We start from the raw sequence: 5860 nt of genomic DNA on the forward strand, positions 1-5860 counted from the left end.
GCGTTTTTTGAGCGGCAAAGGTAAAATTTTTAGCGCGGCGATGATAGCGGGATATAACCTAGCTAGAATTTGCGCTTATATGCTACTTGGCTTTATTTTCGGGTCGTTTGGCGGCGTATTTACGCTATCTCTTGCGGCGCGAGGCTACTTGTTTTTTGCCGTCGGCGTTTTTATGGCGGTTTTGGGCGTGGCGCTCATTAGACGCGGGACGCTACTTAATTTCATCGAGAAAAACGCATTTTTATCCAAAATTTTAAACGAAAAAATGAAAGCCGCGATCGCAAAAAATAGCGTGCTCGGGTTTTTGACGCTCGGGTTTTTAAACGGGCTACTGCCGTGCGGAGTGGTTTATTATTTTTTAGCTTTAGCGGTAGCTAGCGGCAGCGGGGCAAAGGGCGCGGCGATCGCGGCTACGTTTGGCGTAGTTAGCTTTTTTGCGATGAGTTTTTACGCGCTGGTTTTAAAGGCCGCGAGCGAAAAATTTAAAAAACAGGCGCTAAATTTAAGCGGCGCGGCGATAATAATTTACGGAATTTATCTATCTTTTATAGGATTTACGGCGAGCAATGGATAACATCAAAGAAAGATTTAGACAGTATCAAGAGGCTATCGAGACCAGCAATATCGTCTCAAAGACCGACACAAACGGCACTATCACCTTCGTAAACGACGAGTTTTGTAAGATGTCGGGCTTTACGCGCGAGGAGCTAATCGGCGCAAATCACAACATCGTGCGCCATCCCGAGGTGCCAAAGGAGGTTTTTGCGCGGCTTTGGGATACGATTTTAGCCAAAAAAGTGCACAAAGGCACGATAAGAAACCGCACCAAAGACGGCCGCGACGTCTATCTAAACACGACTATCATCCCGATTTTGGATTTAAGCGGGCAGATCGAGGAGTTTCTTGCGATCAGGTATGACGTGACGGACGTGATAAATTTAAACAACGAGCTTGAAAAGACGAAAAAAGAGCTGTTAAATTTAAACGAAAATCTCGAAAACAGGGTCGCCGAGCAGACGGCCAAGCTCGTAAATTTAAACCAAAATCTAGAAAATTTGGTAAAAGCAGAGATCAAGAAAAACGAGGAAAAAACCAAAATGCTCTTTTTGCAGTCGCGTCTAGCCTCGATGGGCGAGATGATCGCAAACATCGCTCACCAGTGGCGCCAGCCGCTAAACGAGCTTAGCATCACGCTTTTTAAACTAAAAGAGAGCGTGAAGTCAAACGAGAAATTTGAAGCCGGCTACGAGCACGCAAAACGCGTGATAAAGGGCATGTCGCAGACGATCGAGGATTTTAGAAACTTTTTTAGCGTCGAGCGCGAGAGGGGACTTTTCTTGCCCTCGTCCGCGGTAGAAAACGCGCTAAAGATGGTGCAGGGAACCTACGAAAAAGAGGGCATAGACGTAAATTTGGAGCTAAAAAGCGAAGGTCAAATTTACGGCTTTGAGTCGCAGCTTTGTCAGGCTGTGATTATCCTGCTTTCTAACGCCAAAGATGCGCTGGCAAATAAAAAAGACGATAAAAAAGTAACGCTAACGTTAGAAACAAAGGATAAATTTGCTATCATAAGAGTAACGGATAACGCCGGCGGTATAAAAGAGGAGATAATGGACAAGATTTTTGAGCCGTATTTCACTACCAAGCACCCGAGTGCAGGCACCGGTATCGGCCTATATATGCTAAAAAGCATAGCTAAAAATCACGGCGGAAGCGCCGGCGCTAAAAACGTAAAATTTGGAGCGGAATTTGAGATAAAGCTGCCGCTAAAGGATGAAAAATGAAAAAATTTAAAGAGCTAACGCTACTGCTAGTCGAGGACGAGGATGGCATAAGGGAGTCGATGCAAGAGGTTTTTGGCGGCGTATTTCAAAAGGTTATCTCGGCCTCAAACGGCGACGAAGGTCTTAAGAAATTTAAAAAATTTAGCCCCGACATCGTGATAGCCGACATCATGATGCCTATCATGGACGGGCTTGAGATGTCAAGGCAGATAAAAGAGTTCTCAAAAAACACGCCAGTAGTGATCCTAAGCGCGTATAGCGAAAAGGAAAAACTACTAAAAGCTATCGACGTAGGCATCGATAAATACGTCATCAAGCCTATCGATATGGACGAGCTTTTCGTCATGCTGGAGCAGATCGTAAAAACCAAAATCATAGGCGCCGATATCATCGAGATTTCGGGCGGATATTCGTTTAATCAAACCAAAAAAGTGCTCGTAAAAAACGGCGTCGAGATCGCGCTAACCAAAAAAGAGCTGGCCTTTATCTCGCTTTTAGTTAAACGTATTGGCACGCTCGTTCTAACCGAAGAGATCAGAAACGTGGTGTGGTTTGGTGAAAAGGTAAACGATCCGGCCGTTAGGACATTTATCAAGCGAATACGCGATAAAGTGGGCGCCGGACTCATCAAAAACTCGCCCGGCCTAGGCTATAAAATAGAACTAAAAAAGTAAAATTTAAAGTAGCGTAAATTTAAAACGATTAAGCGATTTTGCGCTTAAATTTTAGTAAAATAACATTTTCGTAATAAAATAAACAAAGGAGGATATCGATGCGACTAGACAGGGCGCTAAGCTACGACTACACGGTCGCCAAGTATTTTATGTTCGCGACGATACTGTTTGGGATAGTCGGCATGGGTATAGGCGTGCTGATAGCCTTTCAGATGGCATATCCCGATCTAAACTATCTCGCGGGCGAATACGGCACCTTTAGCCGCCTAAGACCGCTACACACGGCGGGCGTGATATTTGGATTTATGCTTTCGGGCGTTTTTGCGACGTGGTACTATATCGGACAGAGGGTTTTAAAAGTCTCGATGAGCGAGTCGCCGTTTTTGATGACGGTGGGCAAGCTGCACTTTTGGATATATATGCTGGTTATGGCAGGCGGCGTATTTAGCCTACTTGCCGGCGTTAGCACGTCAAAAGAGTACGCCGAGCTAGAGTGGCCGCTAGATATCGGCGTGGTCGTGCTTTGGGTGCTTTGGGGCGTTAGTATATTCGGCCTTATCGGTATCCGCCGCGAGAGGACGCTTTATATCTCGGTTTGGTATTTTATCGCGACGTTTTTAGGTATCGCGATGCTTTATCTGTTTAACAACATGGCCGTGCCGACCAAGCTGGTTTCGGGATACGGCAACTGGTGGCACTCGGTCTCGATGTACGCCGGAGCCAACGACGCGCTAGTGCAGTGGTGGTACGGGCATAACGCCGTGGCGTTCGTGTTTACCGTGCCGATAATCGCTCAAATTTACTATTTCCTTCCTAAAGAGAGCGGTCAGCCGATATTTTCTTACAAGCTTTCGATTTTCTCGTTTTGGAGCCTCATGTTCCTTTACCTCTGGGCTGGCGGACACCATCTGATCTACTCTGCGGTGCCTGACTGGATGCAGACTATGGGTTCTGTGTTTTCGGTGGTTTTGATACTGCCGTCTTGGGGTTCAGCTATAAATATGCTTCTAACGATGCGCGGCGAGTGGCAGCAGCTTAGAGAAAATCCTCTTATCAAATTTATGATTTTAGGCTCGACGTTTTATATGTTTTCGACTCTTGAAGGGCCGATTTTAGCGATCAAGTCCGTAAACGCTCTAGCGCACTTTACCGACTGGGTGCCGGGTCACGTGCACGACGGTACGCTAGGCTGGGTCGGCTTTATGACGATGGCGGCGCTTTATCACATGACGCCTCGCGTATTTAAACGCGAAATTTACTCGAAATCCTTGATGGAAACTCAGTTTTGGATACAGACTATCGGCATCGTGCTTTATTTTTCATCGATGTGGATCGCGGGCATCACGCAGGGTATGATGTGGCGCGCGACCGACGAATACGGAAATTTGGCCTATTCGTTTATCGATACGGTGATAAATATCGTGCCGTACTACTGGATCAGAGCCGTGGGCGGACTGCTCTATCTGCTAGGATTTTTCATCTTTGTTTATAATATCTACAAGAGTTTTGGCGCCAAAGCGCTCGAAAAAGAGCCGCTAAGCGCAAGTCCTGCGGGCGTAAAGGAGGTTGCTAATGTTTAGTTGGTTAGAAAAAAATCCCTTCTTTTTCGCGGTTATGGTTTTTGTAATCATCGCTTATGCGGGCGTGATTGAGATTTTGCCTGATTTTGCCAACAGGGCTAGGCCGCTTGAGGGCACCAAGCCGCCGACGGTTTTGCAGCTTGCGGGTAAACACGTGTATATGAAAGATAGCTGTAACGCCTGCCACACGCAGCAAATTCGCCCTTTTAAGGCCGAGACCGATAGATACGGCATGTATTCGCTTAGCGGCGAGTATGCGTTTGATCGTCCGCATCTTTGGGGATCAAAGAGAACCGGCCCCGATCTTTGGCGCGTGGGTAACTACCGCACTACCGACTGGCACGAAAATCACATGAAAGAGCCGACGTCTGTGGTGCCCGGTTCTATAATGCCTGCTTATAAGCATCACTTTAGCAACAACGCCGACATCGAGACGGCATACGGCGAAGCGGTAACGACGAAAAAGGTATTTGGCGTACCGTACGACGTAGAGGGCATGCCAAAACTCGGCACCTACGAGGAAGCGCAAGCGGCCGCCAAAGAAGAAGCCGCCGCTATAGTTGAAGAGATGAAGGATGAAGAGGTCAAAAAGGCCTTTGAGCGCGGAGAGATCCGCGAGATAGTGGCGCTCATCGCCTATCTAAATAGCTTAAAATAGGCGAATTTATGGATGCGCAGACTCTAAGAGATATCCAAGGATACGGAGCTTTTATCTTTCTAGCCGTGTGCGCCGCGCTTCTTTACGGATACTATTTTCATCTATATAGATCCGAAAAGAGCGGCAGGCGAGACTACGAAAGATACTCCGACCTCGCCCTAAAAGACGGTATCGACGAGGAAATTTTAGAGTCTGCGTCCGTGGACAAAAACGCTAAAAAGGAAAAATAATGCAATGGTTTAACTTGGGAGACGACGTAAATTTACTCGCTCTCGTCGGCGCAGTCGCTATCGTCGCGCTAACGGCGTTCGTGGCGGGCAAATACGTAAGGCAGATGAAAGTCGCCAAAGAGGGCGGCGAGCTTAGCGAGCATAGCTGGGACGGCATAGGCGAGTACAAAAACCCTCTGCCGCTGGGCTGGGCGGTCGTTTACGTGCTGGTTATCGTTTGGGCTTTGTGGTATATGCTCGCGGGCTATCCGCTAAACTCCTACTCGCAAATCGGCGAATACAACGAGGAAGTCGCCGCCGCAAACGCCAAATTTGAAAAAAGCTTCGCAAATCCGGACGCCAAGACGCTTCACGCGATGGGCGAGAGCGTGTTTTTGGTGCAGTGCTCGGCCTGCCACGGTATCACCGGCGACGGCATAAACGGCAAGGCCGCAGATCTAGCGGTTTGGGGTAGCGAAGAGGGGATCTATAACGCGATAATAAACGGCTCAAAAGGCCTTGAGTACCCGATGGGCGAGATGCCTGCGGGCATGGCTGACGAGGAGGGCGCAAAAGCGATCGCGGCCTACATCGCTAAAGAAATTTCTGGCATAAAAAAGACCAAAAACGAAAATTTGGTAGCTAGCGGCAAGGAGCTATTTGCGGCGTGCGCAGCCTGCCACGGCGAGGACGGCAAAGGCATGGAGGGCAACTCTCCTGATCTATCTAAATACGGCACGGCGTCCTTTGTCGAGGACGTGTTGCAGCGCGGTAAAAAGGGCGCTATCGGTACGATGCCTAAATTTAGCGACGGCAGGCTAAACGCCTTGCAGCAAAAAGCCGTCGGCGAGTACGTCATCTCGCTTTCTAAAGGAGAATAAATGGAAAACACGAATCGAAACGTTTTCGGTCTACACGGAGTGACCGGGCTACTCATCGCGACCGGACTGCTGCT

8 protein-coding genes are annotated in these 5860 nt (G+C 48.2%); all 8 read left to right on the forward strand.

Annotation, left to right across the window (positions count from 1 at the left end; all coding sequences use genetic code 11):
* Nucleotides 1-574 (forward strand): sulfite exporter TauE/SafE family protein (locus Q0338_RS04580; protein ID WP_298085726.1); only part of this gene is annotated, 574 nt, incomplete at its 5' end.
* Nucleotides 567-1784, forward strand: a complete 1218-nt coding sequence (locus Q0338_RS04585) for a PAS domain-containing sensor histidine kinase (protein ID WP_298085727.1) — start codon at nucleotides 567-569, stop codon at nucleotides 1782-1784. The genes Q0338_RS04580 and Q0338_RS04585, both read left to right, overlap by 8 nt.
* Nucleotides 1781-2458 carry a response regulator transcription factor gene (locus Q0338_RS04590; RefSeq protein ID WP_298085728.1) on the forward strand — a complete coding sequence of 226 codons (678 nt, stop codon included), beginning with the start codon at nucleotides 1781-1783 and terminating at the stop codon, nucleotides 2456-2458. The genes Q0338_RS04585 and Q0338_RS04590 overlap by 4 nt, the downstream gene beginning before the upstream one ends.
* Nucleotides 2459-2556: 98 nt before the next feature.
* On the forward strand, nucleotides 2557-4038 hold the full coding sequence (ccoN, locus tag Q0338_RS04595; protein WP_298085729.1) for a cytochrome-c oxidase, cbb3-type subunit I: 1482 nt from the start codon (nucleotides 2557-2559) through the stop codon (nucleotides 4036-4038).
* Nucleotides 4031-4696: a cytochrome-c oxidase, cbb3-type subunit II gene (gene ccoO, locus Q0338_RS04600; protein ID WP_298085730.1), complete on the forward strand. Its 666-nt coding sequence runs from the start codon at nucleotides 4031-4033 to the stop codon at nucleotides 4694-4696. The genes ccoN and ccoO overlap by 8 nt, the downstream gene beginning before the upstream one ends.
* A gap of 8 nt (nucleotides 4697-4704) precedes the next feature.
* Complete coding sequence (locus Q0338_RS04605) at nucleotides 4705-4926, forward strand: cytochrome c oxidase, cbb3-type, CcoQ subunit (RefSeq protein ID WP_298085731.1); 222 nt, start codon at nucleotides 4705-4707, stop codon at nucleotides 4924-4926.
* Entirely contained in the window at nucleotides 4926-5786 is an 861-nt protein-coding gene (locus tag Q0338_RS04610) for a cbb3-type cytochrome c oxidase N-terminal domain-containing protein (protein ID WP_298085732.1), read from the forward strand. Before Q0338_RS04605 ends, Q0338_RS04610 begins: the two co-directional genes overlap by 1 nt.
* The coding region (locus tag Q0338_RS04615) for a DUF4006 family protein (RefSeq protein WP_298085733.1) at nucleotides 5787-5860 on the forward strand (74 nt) is incomplete at its 3' end. It lies immediately after the preceding gene.

Origin of the sequence: uncultured Campylobacter sp. (assembly GCF_938018145.1) — a bacterium.
Classification (GTDB): Bacteria; Campylobacterota; Campylobacteria; order Campylobacterales; family Campylobacteraceae; genus Campylobacter_A.